Source organism: Halalkaliarchaeum sp. AArc-CO (assembly GCF_024972735.1).
Taxonomy (GTDB): Archaea; Halobacteriota; Halobacteria; order Halobacteriales; family Haloferacaceae; genus Halalkaliarchaeum.
This window is the reverse complement of sequence record NZ_CP087723.1, coordinates 1,199,065-1,214,309: the sequence shown is the minus strand read 5'-3', so window position 1 is coordinate 1,214,309 and position 15,245 is coordinate 1,199,065. Positions and strand designations below refer to the sequence as shown.

Sequence of the window (15,245 nt, the reverse complement as noted above, 5' to 3'; positions counted from 1 at the left end):
TACGGGGCGGAAATCCGACGACAGAATCCTGACGAGCTTTTCGGTGTCAGTTTCTTCGCGGTGGCACCGATCCCGAATGAGTTATTTAAATGTCTTCATAATCTTTACTAGATCTGATATCGTCTGGAGTAGACTGTGTTCGTATGAGCAGCGACGATCACGGACGGCAACACTCCGAAGAAGCCCCAGATTCCGAACGCTGCGACGGCAGTGACTGTCCCCGGACGAAACGCCGACTCCTCCTGAAATCAGCGGCAGCCAGTGGAACGGTTGCGCTCGCAGGCTGTCTCGGAATGTTCGAGCTCCCCGAGGACCAGCGGTACGTCGGTCGTTCGGATCCGCCGGACGCTGAGCCCGGCACCGATCCGGACGGCGGCGAGGATCCGGACGACGACGAAGATCCGAACGACGACGATCCTGACGAAGCCCAGGCGTTCGACGTGGATTTCCTCCGGGAGGAGACGACGGTGAACATCCCGAACGACGAGAACCTGTTGGAAGCGGGCGAGGAGGCGGGCCTCGACCTCCCCAACCAGTGTCGGTCCGGCGTCTGTGGCGTCTGCAAGGCCAAGACCAACCGCGATGCCACAGAAGTCCAGGAGATGGACGGCAACCAGTACCTCGACGACGACGAGATCGCCGAGGGGTACCTCCTCACCTGCGTTAGCTATCCCCGCGCGGACTTTCCGGTCGACACCAATCCGGACGAGGGCGACGACATCTGGGACGACGTCGACGAGGAAGATGACGCCACGCACGCAGTCGAGTTCCAGAACAACGCAGCCACCCTCGACATCTCGGAGGACGAGACACTGTTGGATGCCGGCCTCGATGAGGGGCTCGACCTTCCCTACCAGTGTGAAGTCGGGGTCTGTGGGCAGTGCAAGGCCAAAACCGACGGCGACGCCAACGAGGTCCAGGAGATGGACGGCAACCAGTATCTCGACGACGACGAGATCGAGGACGGCTACCTTCTCACCTGCGTTAGCTATCCTCGCGCGGACTTCTCGATCGACGAGAACCCGGAGTAAGTTGCCTCGGTCGCGCGTTGCCTTGTCGTTTCGGAGGCGCTCGATCTATCTTCGATGACTGATACCGGGACACACACCAAAACTGCTATTACAGATAACCTGTAATCTACATTTGCGGGTAACGACTGTCCCCTGGCGACCCGCACTGTTTCCGTAGCCGCCAGCCGGCAGTATCGACCCGACCAACGTCGAGACCGGGAGCTATCGAAACCCTTCAAAGAAAAGTCGCGGTTCCGCTGCTGTTCTGTCGGGACCGGACGAATCGAGAGAGTAGTTCTACTCGATGATCTCGAACTCGCTTTCCAGCACGCCGACGTTGTAGAACTCGCCCTCGTTGGTGATTTCCACCTCGTAGGTGACCGTACCGGGCTCTTCGTCGTCCGGGATCTCCTCCCACGTGGTCTGCCAGTACTGGTCTTCATCGTCCCATTCGAGCTCGGCCGAGAAGTCCCGATCCGTCGTGAGCGTCGCTTCGTCGACCACGTCGGTACCCACTGGTTCGCCAGTGGAGCCGTCGTAGACGCCGATGTCGAAGATCACCGTCATTCCCGTCACGAACGCGCGCGAGGGACCACACGAGGAGACGAACTGTGCGTCGTCCGGGATCCCGTCGCTGGATGTCCGCAGGTCGTCGGTGACGACGTAGTTCTTCGGATCGTCGAACTCGATGACCTCGAATTCGCTTTCGAGGATGCCGACGTTGCGGTACTCGCCTTCGTTAGTGACCTCCACTTCGTAGGTGACGGTTCCGGGTTCCCAGTCGTCCGGAACCATCCAGCTGTTGTCCCAGTACTGATCCTCCTCGGACCACTCGAGTTCGATGGACGGTCCACCGTCGATCTCGACGGTAGCCTCGTCGACGACGTCGTCACCGACGATGTCGCCCGTGGCAGGGTCCCAGATGCCGACCTTGAACACCGGCTGCATTCCGGGAATGAACTGCCGCTGGGGCGAACACGCTTGTGCGAAGCCGCCAGCGCCTTCGGGGACGCCCGCGGAGCCGGCGATGATGTCGTCGGTGACGACGTAGTTTTCCGGCTCCGGCGTCGGTTCCTCGGTCGGCGTCGGTTCGGGTGTCGGTTCCGGCGTCGGCTCCTCCTCGCCGGCACAGCCCGCCAGCGCAACCGACGCGAAGCCGGCCGTCCCCGCCAGGACCGCCCGACGCTGCGTCGAAACGCGGCCCTTGCTGTCAGTTGTCTGGTTTCGACTCTCCTCGTCAACCGCTGGGCTATCCCCTGGCATCACACTCATGTTTCGATTTCAAAGGTTAATAAAGTCGTGTCGAATATACAATTGTTTATAAGCAAATTCGAGAGATTAATTATACAGTTGTTTATACACAGGCCGGGAACGTTGAACTCCTTGTATAATGGATGTCAGTGCGAGCTCCGGGGGCAGATAGTAGGCAACAACCACGTAAACAACCTCGGGCGCGGTGGCCCGAGGCTTTTGTAGTTCCCTCAGCCGTGCAGTAGCACTCCCTGCTCGGCAAGCGAGCGGGATGAGGGTGGGCGGCTTACGCGTCCCGACCCGGACAGACGCACCAACCGAACCTGTGGCTGGGTTTTGTGAGTCCGGTAATTCGTCGTGTTACCGTCGAATTTCGCCTTCTCGCGCCATGCAATGTTCACAGACGCATTCCGGTCGGCGTGGTCTTGTGTCACATCACACTCGTCGTTCGCACATCGGAACCGCCGTCCCTGCCGACTGCCACGCTCACCACAGCACGAACACGTCTGCGAATTGTAATAAGCGTCCACTGTGTCCGTGGGAATCTCTTGCCACGTCGCCTTGTACGAGACAAACTTCTCGAACTTGTGGAACGGCAGTTTGTGCAACCGGCGGTTCATATACGTCCCGTACTTGATTTCGTCGCGGATGCCGCTCATATCCTCGAACACGATAACCGGAGTCGAGAATTGCTCTGCGAACTCCACGACAGCACGGGAAAGCCGATGCAACACCCACTCGGTGAACCGCTCCTCCTTGTCACCGAGTTTCCGGTGGATGCTCGTCTTACCGTGTTCCTGACAGCGTTTCGTGATGGTGTGGTAGCGTTGGCGTTCCTGCTTGACTCGTCCGTAGTCGAGGACGAGCGTGCCCTTCGTCCGCATCGTGTCGCGGTCGAGGGCGGTGAGAGCGATATTGCGCTCGTTGATGTCCACGCCAACAAGCGTGTCGCTGGTGTCGGGGTCGGGCACGTCGAACTCGCGTGTGACCGTGACGTGTAGGTAGTACACGCCATCGCGGTACAGGAGTTCGGCCTGCCCAACATCCACTTCATCCGACGTGATAGCGTCTCGAAGTTCGTCCATCGCATCTGGGCCGCCGCGTAGGTGTCCTTTCACCTTCTTGTAGGGTTTCGGGCTGATGCGGAACTGGACGCGGTTCGTGTCTTCATCTACGGTGAGGCGGTAGCCTTCCGTGTGTGCCATCACGACCGGATACGCACCAGATTTGTCCGTACTCGGAGGCGTTGGCTTGCCTCCATCAGGATCATCCTGTTCTTCCCACCAGTTAAGGAGTGACTGGTATGAGTCCCACGTTTGGAGGGCTTTGCCGACGACCGCGCACTTGTTGTTCCGCAAGAAGTCGTCGCGGTCAACCTCGTTCTGTATCTCAGTGCGCGTGTGGCCCTGTTGTGTGAGGCTGATGGTGTCGTTGAATATCTCGCGTGATGCAAGGCGGGCGTCGTGAAGCCACGACCGCTCACCAGACGCGATGTGAAGGCGCGTCTGAATCGTCTTTGTGGCTTCTTCACCCATGCTTTGACACTCGTTCCAGACTGTCATAAATATAGGGATTCAAGATGGAAGAATACCGTAGTCATGCACATTCGGTTAGTTCCTGTAAGTATCACTTCGTGTGGTGTCCAAAGTACCGCCATCCGGTTCTCAACGTAGTTGAAGACGATGTGCGGGAGTTGTTTGGTGAGACTGCTGACCACTTCGGTCACAAGATTCTCGCCTTGGAGATTGCAGACGACCACGTTCACCTGTTCGTGCAAACAGACCCGAAGTACAGCCCTGCGAACATCGCTCGGCAATTCAAGTCGTACTCTGGCAAGCACTTGCTGGAACGGTACCCCGAGATTCGAGAGTCGTATTTCTGGGGTGGCGGATTCTGGAAAGTCGGATACTACGTTGGGACGACGGGAGCGATGTCTGAGGAAGTGGTTGAACGGTATATCGAAGAGACGGAACACGCGGCGGAGTGACGCGCTTCACCCCCGCCCACGGTGGGGCGGGGAACTCGCGCTGCTTTTCGTTTAGATCACCGGCGGATCTCGATTCGAAAACCCCAACTGATGCAGAGCGAAGACTCACAAAAGCCAAACAGTTCCAGTCCGTACCCGAGTCCATGGTAGAGCCACCCCAGACCGACGAAGGCTGGTACGTACTCCACGACTTCCGGACGATCGACTGGCAGCGCTGGCAGGAGACGCCGGAACGGCGTCGAACACGGGCGATAGAGGAGGGGCAGGCGTTCCTCGAGCAGTGTGAAGCCGTCGCCGATGCCGAGGACGGACAGTCGGCGGTGTTCTCGATGATGGGGCACGAAACCGACCTCCTCGTTCTCCATTTCCGGCCCACGCTCGATGACCTCTCGGCACTGGAGCGGCGGTTCGAGACGACCGCACTCGCCGAGTTTACCGAACGGTCGACGTCGTACGTCTCGGTGACCGAAGTGTCGGGGTACGTCTCGGACGACTACTTCAAGGAGGACGCCGAAGAGACCAACGAGGGGTTGCGACGATACATCGAGGGGAAGCTCGAACCCGACATCCCCGAAAACGAGTACCTCTGTTTTTATCCGATGAACAAGCGGCGCGGGGAACAGTACAACTGGTACGCGCTGTCGTTCGACGAGCGCGCGGAGCTGATGGAGGGCCACGGGAAGTTCGGCCGCAAGTACGCCGGCGACGTCTCGCAGGTTGTCGCCTCATCGGTCGGACTCGACGACCACGAATGGGGTGTCACGCTGTTTGCCGACGACCCGGTCCATCTAAAGGACATCGTCTACGAGATGCGGTTCGACGAGGCCTCCTCGCTGTACGGCGAGTTCCCGTACTTCTACGTCGGCAGGCGGTTCCCGCCGAGCGACCTCGGAGCGTTCCTCGAGGGCGCGAAGGTTCCCACCGCCGAACACGGAAACGAAAGCGGCCACGCCCACGGAGGAAGCCACGCCGAGAGGGCCCACGACGAGGGCACTCACGCCGAGAGGGCCCACGACGAGACCGGCGAGGCCGACGACATCCGTGGTCAACTCGAGGAAATGAACATCTACGCCGGAAAGCCCCACGGCGAGGACGTCTACGCGACGGTGCTGTACTCCGAGACGGACGCCCAGGAGCTGTTCGAGGAGGTCGACGGTCTCCGGGCCAACTTCGACCACTACGACACGCACGTCAAAACCGCCGTCTACCGCGGTCGCGATCGCGACCGCAACGCGGTCGTGAGCATCTGGGAAACCAACTCCGCAGCAGAGACTGCAGCCGGGTTCCTGTCTGAACTCCCCGGAATCGTCTCGCGGGCGGGCGAAGAGTCCGGCTTCGGAACAATGGGCATGTTCTACACTATCAAGCCGGAACACCGGGACGACTTCCTCGAGAAGTTCGACACCGTCGGCGGCATGCTCGCCGAGATGGACGGACACCACGACACCGACCTGATGGTCAACGTCGAGGACGAAAACGACACGTTCATCGCCAGCCAGTGGCGCTCCCGAGACGACGCAATGGAGTTCTTCCGCTCGGACGCGTTCCGAGACACCGTCGACTGGGGGCGGGACGTGCTCGCAGACCGACCGCGGCACGTCTTCCTGGCCTGATCTGCAGGGGTTGAGATCTCCGGAATCGCTGTCCGGATTCTACCGCTCGAACGACACCAGCACGTGCCGGAGCGCCGGCAACGCCCGGTGTGCGGCCCGCACCTGTTCAGTGACGGCGTCCGGGTCGAGTCCCTCCCGGCGCAGGAGTCGTTCCAGCACGTCCCCCGCCGGGCCGTCGGCGACTGTGAGATACAGTCGCGACCACTTGCGGAACCGTCCGACGCTGTTGTCGGTGAGATCATTCACCCGCCGAACCCGGAGCCCGCGGTCGGCCATTGCCGAGAGATACGCCTCCTGTTGTCGTGGACGAGGCATGTCCCACGCTTCGCCGAACCGGTCGAGCACGTCGGGGGGGACGTCGCCACCCCCGTCGGCGACGAGGTCAGAGACGACGCCGACGCCGCCGTCGGAAAGCACACGCGAAAACTCGTCGAACGCCCGTTCGATCGCCGGCACGTACACCAGCGAATCGACGGCGACCAGGGCGGAAAACGCCCCGGTCCTGAAAGGGAGCCTCGTCGCGTCGCCGATCAGAAACGACGGGACACCGGTTTCGGCTCCCTTCCCGGGGGTGGCAGACGCGTTTCGGGCCCGCGAGACGTTTTCGGCGACGAGATCGATACCGACGACGTCGAAGGGCGTCTGTTCTGCGAGCCGGGATGTCGGACCCCCTCGGCCGCAGCCGACGTCGAGAAGTGTTCCAGCGCGTGTCGCGGAACGCCCGTCTGGCTCGGAGCGACGGTGGTGACGGGTTACCTCCGCGACGACGAGGTTCGCGAGCCTGTCCTGGGGCGACCCGAGCAGGTGGCTGCCGTATCGTGGAGAGTATCCGAGGTTGAGGAACGCGTCGGTGTCGAGGAAGGCGTCGAACCCTCGCCAGATGTCGGCGCGTTTCCCCCGACCGGAGAACTGGTCGGCGATCCGCCGGGCGAGATCCGGATCCGTCATTCTGGGCCCCTTTTTGAGGATCCGCTCACGTTTCGAATCGGGACACTTCGGAGTAACAGTACTCCGAGTCCGCACAGTATGACAGCTCGCTACAGCACTGGGGCCGCTGGTAATCGATGTCCCGGTGCCGGCGGAGGAAGGTCACGTACCCGTCGTCGACCCGGTCGAGCTTCTCGTGGCACAGCCACTTCTCGCCGAACCGACCCGCTGCCAGGTTCCGGTAGGGACACAGAAAGACCGTCCGGCGAACGTCGTCGATCCGGGGCGTTTCGACGATCCGGACGCCGACCAGTCGGTAGGCGAGCCGGAGCCGCCGGACGATCGCGTCCGGTGACTCGGCCCGGAAGAAAAGCAGGTGGGCGAACGCGTAGCCGAACGCGTGCAGGAGCCGTTCGAGCATATCGGTTATTGCGTCCGGGGCGTCATCACTGTTGTCGTTTGCGCCACCGAGATATCGCCGTCGAGACTACAGGACAGAAGCCAGCGTCGAGACTACAGGACAGAAGCCAGCGCGTCCATCGTCCGGTCGACTTTCTCGACGCGCGCGTTATGGCCCATGTGCCCCACCCGGATCACGTCCTCGGCGTGGCTCGCCAGCCCAGTCGCGACCGTTATGTCGTAATCTTCCCGGAGCCGACGCTGAATCACCTCGGCGCGGTTCGGTACCGAAAACGCCGTAACGGTCGGCGAACTCCGCTCTGCTGCAGTCCGACCGTCGCCCGCGTCGGGATGCAGTTCGAGGTCGAGTTCGGCCCCGCGCTTGCGGCAGTGCCGTGCGGCCTGCTCGTGACGGCGGTAGACCGACTCGAGCCCCTCCTCGAGCAACAGTTCGAGCGACTTCCGGAGCGCGACGACTTCGGTCGTCAGGTGTGTGTACGGGAACTCCTCGTCGGTGTCCCGCCACGGCAGAAAGTTCGTGTACAGCGATCGGTTGTCCCGCTCTTCCATGCCCTCCCAGGCGGCGTCGCTTATTGCGGCGGTCGTGAGTCCCGGCGGTGCGCTGAAGCACTTCTGTGAGGCCCCCAGACAGACGTCGATTTTCCCGGTCGGGACCGGCGTCCCCCCGAGCGAGGAGACGGCATCGACGACGGTGACAACGCCGTGCTCCGCGAGCAGATCGAGTGCGGGTTCGATCCGGTTGAGTGTCCCGGTCGGCGTCTCGCAGTGAACCATCGTCGCGACCTCGAAGGTATCCTCCTGCAGCCGGCGTTCGAGTTCCTCAATCGGGAGCGGCTCGGTATCCGGCGCGGACACGAGCGTTGCTTCCCCGCCGTAGCTCTCGACGAAATCGGCGAACCCGTCGCCGTACAGCCCGTTCGAGAGACAGAGTACCCGGGTTCCGGGTTCGACCAGCGACGCGATCGACGCCTCCAGCCCGAGGATCCCCTCCCCGCCGGGGACGACGACCTGGTGGTCGGTGTCCCCGGTTCCGTACACCCTCGACAGCTGTTCGGTCAGTTCCCGATAGATCTCTCGGAACCGCGGATCGACGTTCGGGTTTATCAGTTCGCCTCCCATTGCCTCCCTGACCGGTTTCGGGACCTCCGTGGGTCCCGGCGTCATGAGCATACGGGCGGATTCGGCTCCGGTGGCTTAAACGCTGCCGTGGGAACGGGACGGGTGCGAGACGCCGGTGGGGTGAACCGTAGTGTGGATCGACGGCTTCAGGATGGGGGCGAAAGGAACAGTCCGTATGAGCGAGCCACGGGTCGCGGTCGCCGCGCGGGCCGCACGGGCCGGCGCCTCGGTGGCCGACGAGCGGTTCCGGACGGGAATCGACGTCCAGAACAAAGGCGGGAAGACGGACGTTGTCACCGCTGCCGATCGGGACGCACAGGCAGCGGTGTCCGACGCCATCCGGGAGACGTTTCCGGAGGACGCCATCGTCGGCGAGGAGGGCGACGCCGAGAAGACAGTGCCCGAGGAAGGGGCCGCCTGGATCGTCGATCCGATCGACGGGACGAACAACTACGTCCGCGACATCCCGTTTTGGGTCACCGCGGTCGCGGCGGTCGTCGACGGCGAACCGGTCGCCGCCGCCGTCGAGGCCCCAGCCCTGGGTGATTCGTACCTCGCCGACGGCCGGACTGCCGTCTCCTTCGAGGGGCCGATCGACGCGGGACTCGTCTCCGCGACAGCAGACTCCGGCGACCTCGCGGGGCTCCCGGGGGCAACCCGGATGGAAACGAGCGGCCGAACCGACCCGGAGACGTGTGCGGTCGCGCCGACGGTGTGGTGGGGATTCGACCGACGCGACGAGTACACCCGCGCCTGTGAGGGGATCGTCACCCGGTTTGGCGACCTCCGGCGCGTCGGCTGTGCCCAGCTGGAGCTTGCGATGCTCGCGGCCGGCGCGCTCGACGGCGTGATCACGAACGTCCTGTGCAACCCGTGGGATTCCGTCGCCGGCGTCCACCTCGTCCGCACTGCCGACGGCCGAGTGACCGATCTCGACGGGGGCCGGTGGCGACACGACTCCCGCGGGCTGGTCGCCTCGAACGGCGGCGTCCACGACCACGTGCTCGAGGCTTCACAGACGATCGATCCGTAGCCACGTGGAGCGATCCGTAGCCACGTGGAGTGTCATCACGTCGGCGTGCGCGCAATCCCTGCCGGGCCGATGGTTTTTAACCCCCCGGGACCCGTCCGAACTGATATGAACGACCGAGAGTCGTCCGGCGAGCGGTTCGCCGGCGAAAAGGACCCGTCGCTGCCGAGCAGCGACGTGACGACGGGCGCAGAGCGTGCCCCCCACAGATCGATGTTCAGGGCGATGGGGTTCGACGACGAGGACCTCTCCTCGCCGATGGTCGGGGTCGCGAACCCCGCTGCGGACATCACGCCGTGTAACGTCCACCTCGAAGACGTCGCCGACGCCGCGATCGACGGGATCGACGACGCCGGCGGGATGCCCATCGAGTTCGGGACGATCACCATCTCCGACGCCATCTCGATGGGCACAGAGGGGATGAAAGCCTCGCTGATCTCCCGCGAGGTGATCGCCGACTCCGTCGAACTCGTCGCGTTCGGCGAGCGCATGGACGCGCTGGTCACGATCGGTGGCTGCGACAAGAACCTTCCCGGGATGATGATGGCCGCGATCAGATCCGACCTCCCGTCGGTGTTCCTGTACGGCGGCTCGATCATGCCCGGCCAGCACGAGGGACGGGACGTCACTATCGTGCAAGTGTTCGAGGGCGTGGGCGCGTACGCCGAGGGATCGATGGAGGCAGAGGAACTCGACGAACTGGAGCGCAACGCCTGTCCCGGCGCCGGCTCGTGTGGCGGGATGTTCACCGCGAACACGATGGCGTCGATCTCGGAGGCGCTCGGGATGGCCCCCCTCGGGTCGGCGTCGGCGCCCGCAGAGGACCCCGAACGGTACGAGGTCGCCGAGCGCGCCGGCGAACTCGCCCTGGAATGCGTCGAAGAGGACCGCCGGCCCTCCGACATCCTCTCCCGAAAATCCTTCGAGAACGCGATCGCCCTCCAGACTGCGATCGGCGGCTCGACCAACGGCGTGTTGCACCTGCTCGCACTCGCGGCCGAAGCCGACGTCGATCTCTCGATCGAGGAGTTCGACGAGATCTCGAAGCGAACCCCCAAGATCGCCGACCTCCAGCCGGGGGGCGCCCACGTGATGAACGACCTCCACGAAGTCGGCGGCGTGCCGGTCGTGATCCGCCGGCTGCTCGATGCGGGGCTGTTCCACGGGGACGCCGCGACCGTCACCGGTCGGACGATCGCCGAGGAGCTTGAAACGCTGGATCTCCCGGAGGACGACGAGCTCGATTCGGAGTTCCTCTACACCGTCGACGAGCCGAAACAGCCGGAAGGCGCGATCAAGATCCTCACGGGAAACCTCGCGCCCGACGGGGCGGTGCTGAAGGCGACCGGCAACGACACCCTCCGTCACGTCGGCCCCGCACGGATCTTCGAACACGAGGAGAACGCGATGGCGTACGTCCAGGACGGGGACGTCGATCCGGACGACGTGATCGTCATCCGCAACGAGGGGCCGAAAGGCGGGCCGGGGATGCGCGAGATGCTCGGCGTCACCGCCGCGGTCGTCGGCGCCGGCTACGAGGACGACGTAGCGCTGTTGACGGACGGTCGGTTCTCCGGCGGGACCCGGGGGCCGATGATCGGCCACGTCGCGCCCGAGGCAGCCGTCGGCGGCCCGATCGGGCTGCTCGAGGAGGGCGACGAGGTCACCGTCGACGTGCCGAACCGAGAGCTCTCAGTGGCTGTGTCTTCGGAGGAACTCGAACGCCGTCGCGACGCGTGGGAAGAGCCTGACCCACCCTACGAGGGCGGCGTTCTCGCGAAGTTCGCCCGCGACTTCGGCTCGGCGGCCGACGGAGCCGTCACCAATCCGGCGCTAAAGCGGGACTGATTGTTCCTCCGCCGGCAGTGCGATCTCGACCTCGCCGGGATCCTCGCCGGGAGCAAGCGACACTGGTTCGATCGCGCTGAGCCGCATTACCGACGCCTGGGAATCCAGTCCGGACGCCACGACGCGCGGCGCCCCGTCGTCCCGCCCGTCCACGCAGTCGAACCCGACGATCCCGTCGAGCACAGCGAGCACCGGTACACACCGAGTGTAGCCGTCGACGCCCACCAGGGCCACGTGAGTCGTCTCCGGCGACGGGTCGGCCGCGTCCATGGCGTCAGCGACGGACACCCCTTCCCAGATCCCCTCGATGAGCGTTCCCGAGTGACAGCGCGTCGAGAAATCGACCTGTCGCCACTCGAACCGCTCTCTCGCGCTCGCCCGATCGAGAGCGTAGTCGTCGTGCCCACCGATCCGTATCTGATCGGGCTCGGGATGCGTCTCCGCGGGCGAGTACGACTCCCGCGGGTCGCCGTCGATCAGCTCGCCATTCGACGGTGTGTCCTCGCGTTCCGTCCGGGAACCGTCGTCCTCCGGCGCACCGTCGTCGACGAGTTGTGGGTCAGTCTGCACAGATGGCTCCTCCAGTCGGAGGTAGATGTGCTACCTCCATGAGCATCGTTGCACAGTATAAAGCTGCTTTTGTGGTGCCGAAACGCCAGTGTGGTTCCCGGAGGGTCCGTCACCGCGAGTTCATCACTGGACGTCCCTCACCCGTGGTTCGTCACCGGCCGAGTTCGGCGTGGGCAGACGAAAGGTGGCGGGAGGCCAGCGCCGCCAGAAGCGAGAGTTCCCCCGCGAGCGCTCCGACCGCGATCGCCTCCGCCAGGGCGTCCGCGTTCGTCCCCGGCGGGTCGCCGCCGCCCGAGACGCCCAGCAGTGACAGCGCCTCCGACTGGGTGGGAAGCTTCGTTCCGCCGCCGACGGTGCCGACTTCGAGGCTCGCGAGCGACACCGAAACGTACAGGTCGGCCTCGCCAGGCTCCCCACGGGTCCGCGCTGTCGTGATCGCGTTCGCCCCCTCGACCACCTGGGCTTCGTCCTGACCGGTGGCGAGGAACATCGACGCGACCACGTTCGCGACGTGGGCGTTGAACCCCAGGCTGCCGGCCTTCGCGGAGCCGACGAGGTTCTTTCGGGTGTTGATCTCCGCGATCGCCTCCGGCGTCGTGTGGAGCCGGGACTCGACAACGTCCCTGGGAATGATCGCGTCCGCTGTGACCGTGCGCCCGCGACCCTCGATTGCGTTGACCGCGGCGGGTTTTTTGTCGGTACAGAGGTTGCCCGACAGCGCGACCAGCGACGCTTCCGTCTCCGATTCGATCAGGTCGCACGCCTCCCCGGTCGCGATCGTCGCCATGTTCATCCCCATCGCGTCCTTCGTGTCGTAGCGGAACCGGAGGTAGACGTTGTCGCCGACGACGTACGGTGTCACGTCGAGAAGTTCCCCGTGGCTGGTCGTCGATTCGGCTGCGTCTGCGAGCTGTTCGACGTTGTCGCGAACCCACCCTGCGAGCGCCTCCGCCTCGACGACGTCTTCGACTTTAAATACCGGCGCGCGGGTCATCCCCGATTTCGTCACGCGAGCCGAGGCCCCGCCGGCGGCGTCGAGCACCGAACAACCCCGGTTGACCGAGGCCACCAGTGCGCCTTCAGTCGTTGCCAGCGGGAGATACCGCTCGTCGTCGAGGGCGCCACCGCGGATCCGGACGGGACCCGCGACGCCGATCGGTACCTGGACGGCGCCGAGCATGTTCTCGACGTTGGGGCCGGCCGTTTCGGCCGGGAACCCGTAGGCGCCGATGGTCTCCAGGTCGGCGCCGGACTGTTCGGAGACGAGCAACCGTCGGGCAGCAGTCGCCAGATCGGCGTCGGCGTGCTCCTCGAGTTCGTGGAGCCGGAGCTCCCCCTCCCGAACGCTGTCGGCGAGGTCGTCGGCATCGACGTCTGTCATGTCCAGTAAGTGGTTACGCTGAGGGATAAGAACTGTCGGTTCCAGACGCCGGCAACGGAAGCGATTCCGGGGCGTCGCCAGAGACGGGTCGGTTGCGGCAATACTGTGTCCGGCGTCAATAATGATACGCCCCGGATCCGGACCATCATCCGGACAGTCGATGCTCTCCCGTTATCTGCCGTCGGTTGCGAGCCAGCTTCGCCAGCTCGCGAGCGACGGTCGAGGGCCGATCCTCTTTGCGATCGCGGCCGGCTGGGGGCTCACGATCGGCACGCGGACGATCTATCCGGTTCTGTTGCCGGATCTCCGTGCGACGTACGGGCTGGACCTCGCGACTGCGGGGGCGCTCTTGACGGTACTTTTTGTCGCGTACGCGTTCGGACAGCTTCCTGGCGGGCTGTTCGCAGACCGGATCGGCGAGCGGAAAACGCTCGTGGCGAGCATGGTCGTCTCCGGCGGGTCGGTCGTGTTGATCGTCGTCGCCGGCTCCCCGATCGCGCTGTTTCTGGCGACCGCCGCGTTCGGTTTCGGCGTCGGCTTCTACGCGATCGCCCGCTTTACCGCGATCGCGAGGGTGTATCCCGACGGCTACGGCACCGCGATCGGGATCACGAACGTCGCCCCGGAGATCGGGCAGGCAGCGTTGCCCCCCATCGCCGGCGTGATCGCGGTGGTGCTCGGCTGGCAGTTCGGGTTCGGAGTAGCGATCCCCGCGTTCGTCGCGGTCGCCATCGCACTGTGGGTGACGGTTCCCACCGAGCCGGACGACGGTAGGAGTGCAGTCGACACGTTCTCGCTTGCGACCGCCCGATACGTCTTCAGAGAACTCAAAAACCCCCCAGTACTGCTCGCCACGCTGGTGTTGATCGTCGGCTTTTCGATCTGGCAGGCGTTCACCGGGTTCTATCCGACGTACCTGATAGAGCGGAAGGGCGTCTCTCCGGCAGTCGCGAGCGCGCTGTTCGGGCTGTACTTCGTCTCGACTGCAGTTATCCACCCGATATCGGGAGCGCTTTACGATCGTCTGAACGTCCGGTACACGGCGGCCCCGATCGTCGCGTCTGTCGCCGCACTTGCGGCGCTGCCGTTCGTCGAGAGCCTGTCACTGCTGGTCGTGATCTCGATCCTGTTGGGGACGCTGCTCGCGTTCGAGACAGCGACCGAGTCGTATCTCGTCGGGGCGCTTCCGGACGACGTCGAGGGGACGGGGTTCGGCATCCTGCGCACGCTGGTGTTCGCGGTCGGGGCTGGAAGCCCAGTCGTGTTCGGCGCCGCTGCAGATCGCGGGTTCTTCGATGAAACCTTCCTCGTGCTCGCAGCGCTCGGGGTCGTACTGATGGCGATCTCGAGTCGACTTCCACTTGTCGAACGGTGAGTTCCAAAACAGCGACGTCCGACTCAGTACAGTAACTCGTCGTCGTTTTCGATCATGTACAGCGACCGCGCCGCGACGTTGACGCAGTGGTCGCCGACGCGTTCGAGGTCACGGATCGTGAGCAGCAGCCGGGAAACCTCGTTCATTAGTGCCTCGAGTTCCGTCTCGTCGTCGAACCGCTCCTGTTGGATGAGTTCGCGAACGACCGCCTCGCTCGCCTTCTCGCACAGCTCGTCGAGGTCGTCGTCCATTGCGGCGACCTCGAAACACGTCTCGGCGTCCTCGTTCGCGTACGCCTCCATCGCCGCATCCAGCATCGTGAGGGTATTTGCGCCGATCTGCTGGGCGTCGACGTCGGGGAAGACGCTCCGGTTGGCTTGCTTTGCGTACTCTCCGAGGTTGGTCGCGAGATCGGCGATCCGTTCGAGGTCGGTGATGATCTTGAACGAGGCGGCGATGAAGCGCAGGTCGCCGGCGACGGGCTGTTGAAGCGCGATCAGGTCGATACAGTCCTTCTCCAGCTCCAGATACAGCTGGTTCACCTCGTGATCCCGAGTGATCACTTCCTCTCCCATTTCGGCGTCCTGCTGTGCGAGCGCGTCCAGTCCCATCTGTAGCCGCTCGGCGACCACCTCGCTCATGAACAGCACGTCCTCCCTGAGCTGAGTTAATTTCTCCTGGTAATCCGTGCGTGGCATGTCGTTGTTCCCTGTG

The 15,245-nt window shown here is 64.0% G+C and carries 13 protein-coding genes and 1 pseudogene; 6 read left to right on the top strand and 8 right to left on the bottom strand.

Annotation, left to right across the window (positions count from 1 at the left end; genetic code table 11):
• Nucleotides 1-143 precede the first annotated feature (143 nt).
• Nucleotides 144-1,031, top strand: coding sequence for a 2Fe-2S iron-sulfur cluster-binding protein (locus tag AArcCO_RS06655; RefSeq protein WP_259535873.1), 888 nt, complete (start codon nt 144-146; stop codon nt 1,029-1,031).
• 276 nt (nt 1,032-1,307) lie between these two features.
• On the opposite strand, the gene AArcCO_RS06650 is transcribed toward AArcCO_RS06655, so the two are convergent.
• Both AArcCO_RS06650 and AArcCO_RS06645 read right to left on the bottom strand, forming a co-directional pair.
• Nucleotides 1,308-2,273 carry a hypothetical protein gene (locus tag AArcCO_RS06650; protein ID WP_259535871.1) on the bottom strand — a complete coding sequence of 322 codons (966 nt, stop codon included), beginning with the start codon at nt 2,271-2,273 and terminating at the stop codon, nt 1,308-1,310.
• Nucleotides 2,274-2,491: 218 nt separating this feature from the next.
• Nucleotides 2,492-3,796: an RNA-guided endonuclease TnpB family protein gene (locus AArcCO_RS06645; RefSeq protein ID WP_259534412.1), complete on the bottom strand. Its 1,305-nt coding sequence runs from the start codon at nt 3,794-3,796 to the stop codon at nt 2,492-2,494.
• A gap of 44 nt (nt 3,797-3,840) precedes the next feature.
• Here AArcCO_RS06645 and tnpA point away from each other — a divergent pair, with 44 nt between their 5' ends.
• Complete coding sequence (gene tnpA, locus AArcCO_RS06640; protein WP_259534411.1) at nt 3,841-4,248, top strand: IS200/IS605 family transposase; 408 nt, start codon at nt 3,841-3,843, stop codon at nt 4,246-4,248.
• Nucleotides 4,249-4,391: 143 nt separating this feature from the next.
• Entirely contained in the window at nt 4,392-5,861 is a 1,470-nt protein-coding gene (locus tag AArcCO_RS06635; RefSeq protein ID WP_259535869.1) for a heme-binding protein, read from the top strand.
• Between the two features lie 39 nt (nt 5,862-5,900).
• Here AArcCO_RS06635 and AArcCO_RS06630 read toward each other — a convergent pair whose 3' ends face one another.
• The 3 genes and pseudogenes from AArcCO_RS06630 to AArcCO_RS06620 form a co-directional block, all read right to left on the bottom strand.
• Nucleotides 5,901-6,809: a class I SAM-dependent methyltransferase gene (locus AArcCO_RS06630; RefSeq protein ID WP_259535867.1), complete on the bottom strand. Its 909-nt coding sequence runs from the start codon at nt 6,807-6,809 to the stop codon at nt 5,901-5,903.
• A gap of 25 nt (nt 6,810-6,834) precedes the next feature.
• A pseudogene (locus AArcCO_RS06625) lies at nt 6,835-7,221 on the bottom strand (hypothetical protein); the annotation flags it as partial.
• A gap of 80 nt (nt 7,222-7,301) precedes the next feature.
• A complete protein-coding gene (locus AArcCO_RS06620; RefSeq protein ID WP_259535865.1) occupies nt 7,302-8,378 on the bottom strand; it encodes a pyridoxal-phosphate-dependent aminotransferase family protein in 1,077 nt (358 codons plus the stop codon).
• Nucleotides 8,379-8,502: 124 nt separating this feature from the next.
• On the opposite strand from AArcCO_RS06620, the gene AArcCO_RS06615 reads away from it, so the two are divergent.
• The gene (locus AArcCO_RS06615; RefSeq protein ID WP_259535862.1) at nt 8,503-9,360 is read left to right on the top strand and encodes an inositol monophosphatase family protein; all 858 of its coding nucleotides are present in this window, start codon (nt 8,503-8,505) and stop codon (nt 9,358-9,360) included.
• Nucleotides 9,361-9,465: 105 nt separating this feature from the next.
• Nucleotides 9,466-11,205 (top strand): dihydroxy-acid dehydratase, encoded by a 1,740-nt coding sequence (gene ilvD, locus AArcCO_RS06610; RefSeq protein ID WP_259535859.1) that lies wholly within the window; start codon nt 9,466-9,468, stop codon nt 11,203-11,205.
• On the opposite strand, the gene AArcCO_RS06605 is transcribed toward ilvD, so the two are convergent.
• Both AArcCO_RS06605 and hmgA read right to left on the bottom strand, forming a co-directional pair.
• Nucleotides 11,191-11,775, bottom strand: coding sequence for a molybdopterin-binding protein (locus AArcCO_RS06605; protein WP_259535857.1), 585 nt, complete (start codon nt 11,773-11,775; stop codon nt 11,191-11,193). The genes ilvD and AArcCO_RS06605 overlap by 15 nt on opposite strands.
• 151 nt (nt 11,776-11,926) lie before the next feature.
• Nucleotides 11,927-13,156 (bottom strand): hydroxymethylglutaryl-CoA reductase (NADPH), encoded by a 1,230-nt coding sequence (gene hmgA / locus AArcCO_RS06600; RefSeq protein WP_259535855.1) that lies wholly within the window; start codon nt 13,154-13,156, stop codon nt 11,927-11,929.
• A 160-nt stretch (nt 13,157-13,316) separates the two neighbouring features.
• Here hmgA and AArcCO_RS06595 point away from each other — a divergent pair, with 160 nt between their 5' ends.
• Entirely contained in the window at nt 13,317-14,531 is a 1,215-nt protein-coding gene (locus AArcCO_RS06595; protein ID WP_259535854.1) for an MFS transporter, read from the top strand.
• Between the two features lie 23 nt (nt 14,532-14,554).
• On the opposite strand, the gene phoU is transcribed toward AArcCO_RS06595, so the two are convergent.
• Entirely contained in the window at nt 14,555-15,229 is a 675-nt protein-coding gene (gene phoU, locus AArcCO_RS06590; protein WP_259535852.1) for a phosphate signaling complex protein PhoU, read from the bottom strand.
• Between the last annotated feature and the right edge of the window lie 16 nt (nt 15,230-15,245).

Bases quoted from the DNA above. Each gene is read 5' to 3' on its own strand.
- ilvD (WP_259535859.1), top strand. From the start codon at position 9,466: ATGAACGACCGAGAGTCGTCCGGCGAGCGGTTCGCCGGCGAAAAGGAC.
- AArcCO_RS06645 (WP_259534412.1), bottom strand. From the start codon at position 3,796: ATGGGTGAAGAAGCCACAAAGACGATTCAGACGCGCCTTCACATCGCG.
- tnpA (WP_259534411.1), top strand. From the start codon at position 3,841: ATGGAAGAATACCGTAGTCATGCACATTCGGTTAGTTCCTGTAAGTAT.
- phoU (WP_259535852.1), bottom strand. From the start codon at position 15,229: ATGCCACGCACGGATTACCAGGAGAAATTAACTCAGCTCAGGGAGGAC.
- AArcCO_RS06635 (WP_259535869.1), top strand. From the start codon at position 4,392: ATGGTAGAGCCACCCCAGACCGACGAAGGCTGGTACGTACTCCACGAC.
- AArcCO_RS06595 (WP_259535854.1), top strand. From the start codon at position 13,317: ATGCTCTCCCGTTATCTGCCGTCGGTTGCGAGCCAGCTTCGCCAGCTC.
- AArcCO_RS06615 (WP_259535862.1), top strand. From the start codon at position 8,503: ATGAGCGAGCCACGGGTCGCGGTCGCCGCGCGGGCCGCACGGGCCGGC.
- AArcCO_RS06655 (WP_259535873.1), top strand. From the start codon at position 144: ATGAGCAGCGACGATCACGGACGGCAACACTCCGAAGAAGCCCCAGAT.
- AArcCO_RS06630 (WP_259535867.1), bottom strand. From the start codon at position 6,809: ATGACGGATCCGGATCTCGCCCGGCGGATCGCCGACCAGTTCTCCGGT.
- AArcCO_RS06650 (WP_259535871.1), bottom strand. From the start codon at position 2,273: ATGCCAGGGGATAGCCCAGCGGTTGACGAGGAGAGTCGAAACCAGACA.
- hmgA (WP_259535855.1), bottom strand. From the start codon at position 13,156: ATGACAGACGTCGATGCCGACGACCTCGCCGACAGCGTTCGGGAGGGG.
- AArcCO_RS06620 (WP_259535865.1), bottom strand. From the start codon at position 8,378: ATGCTCATGACGCCGGGACCCACGGAGGTCCCGAAACCGGTCAGGGAG.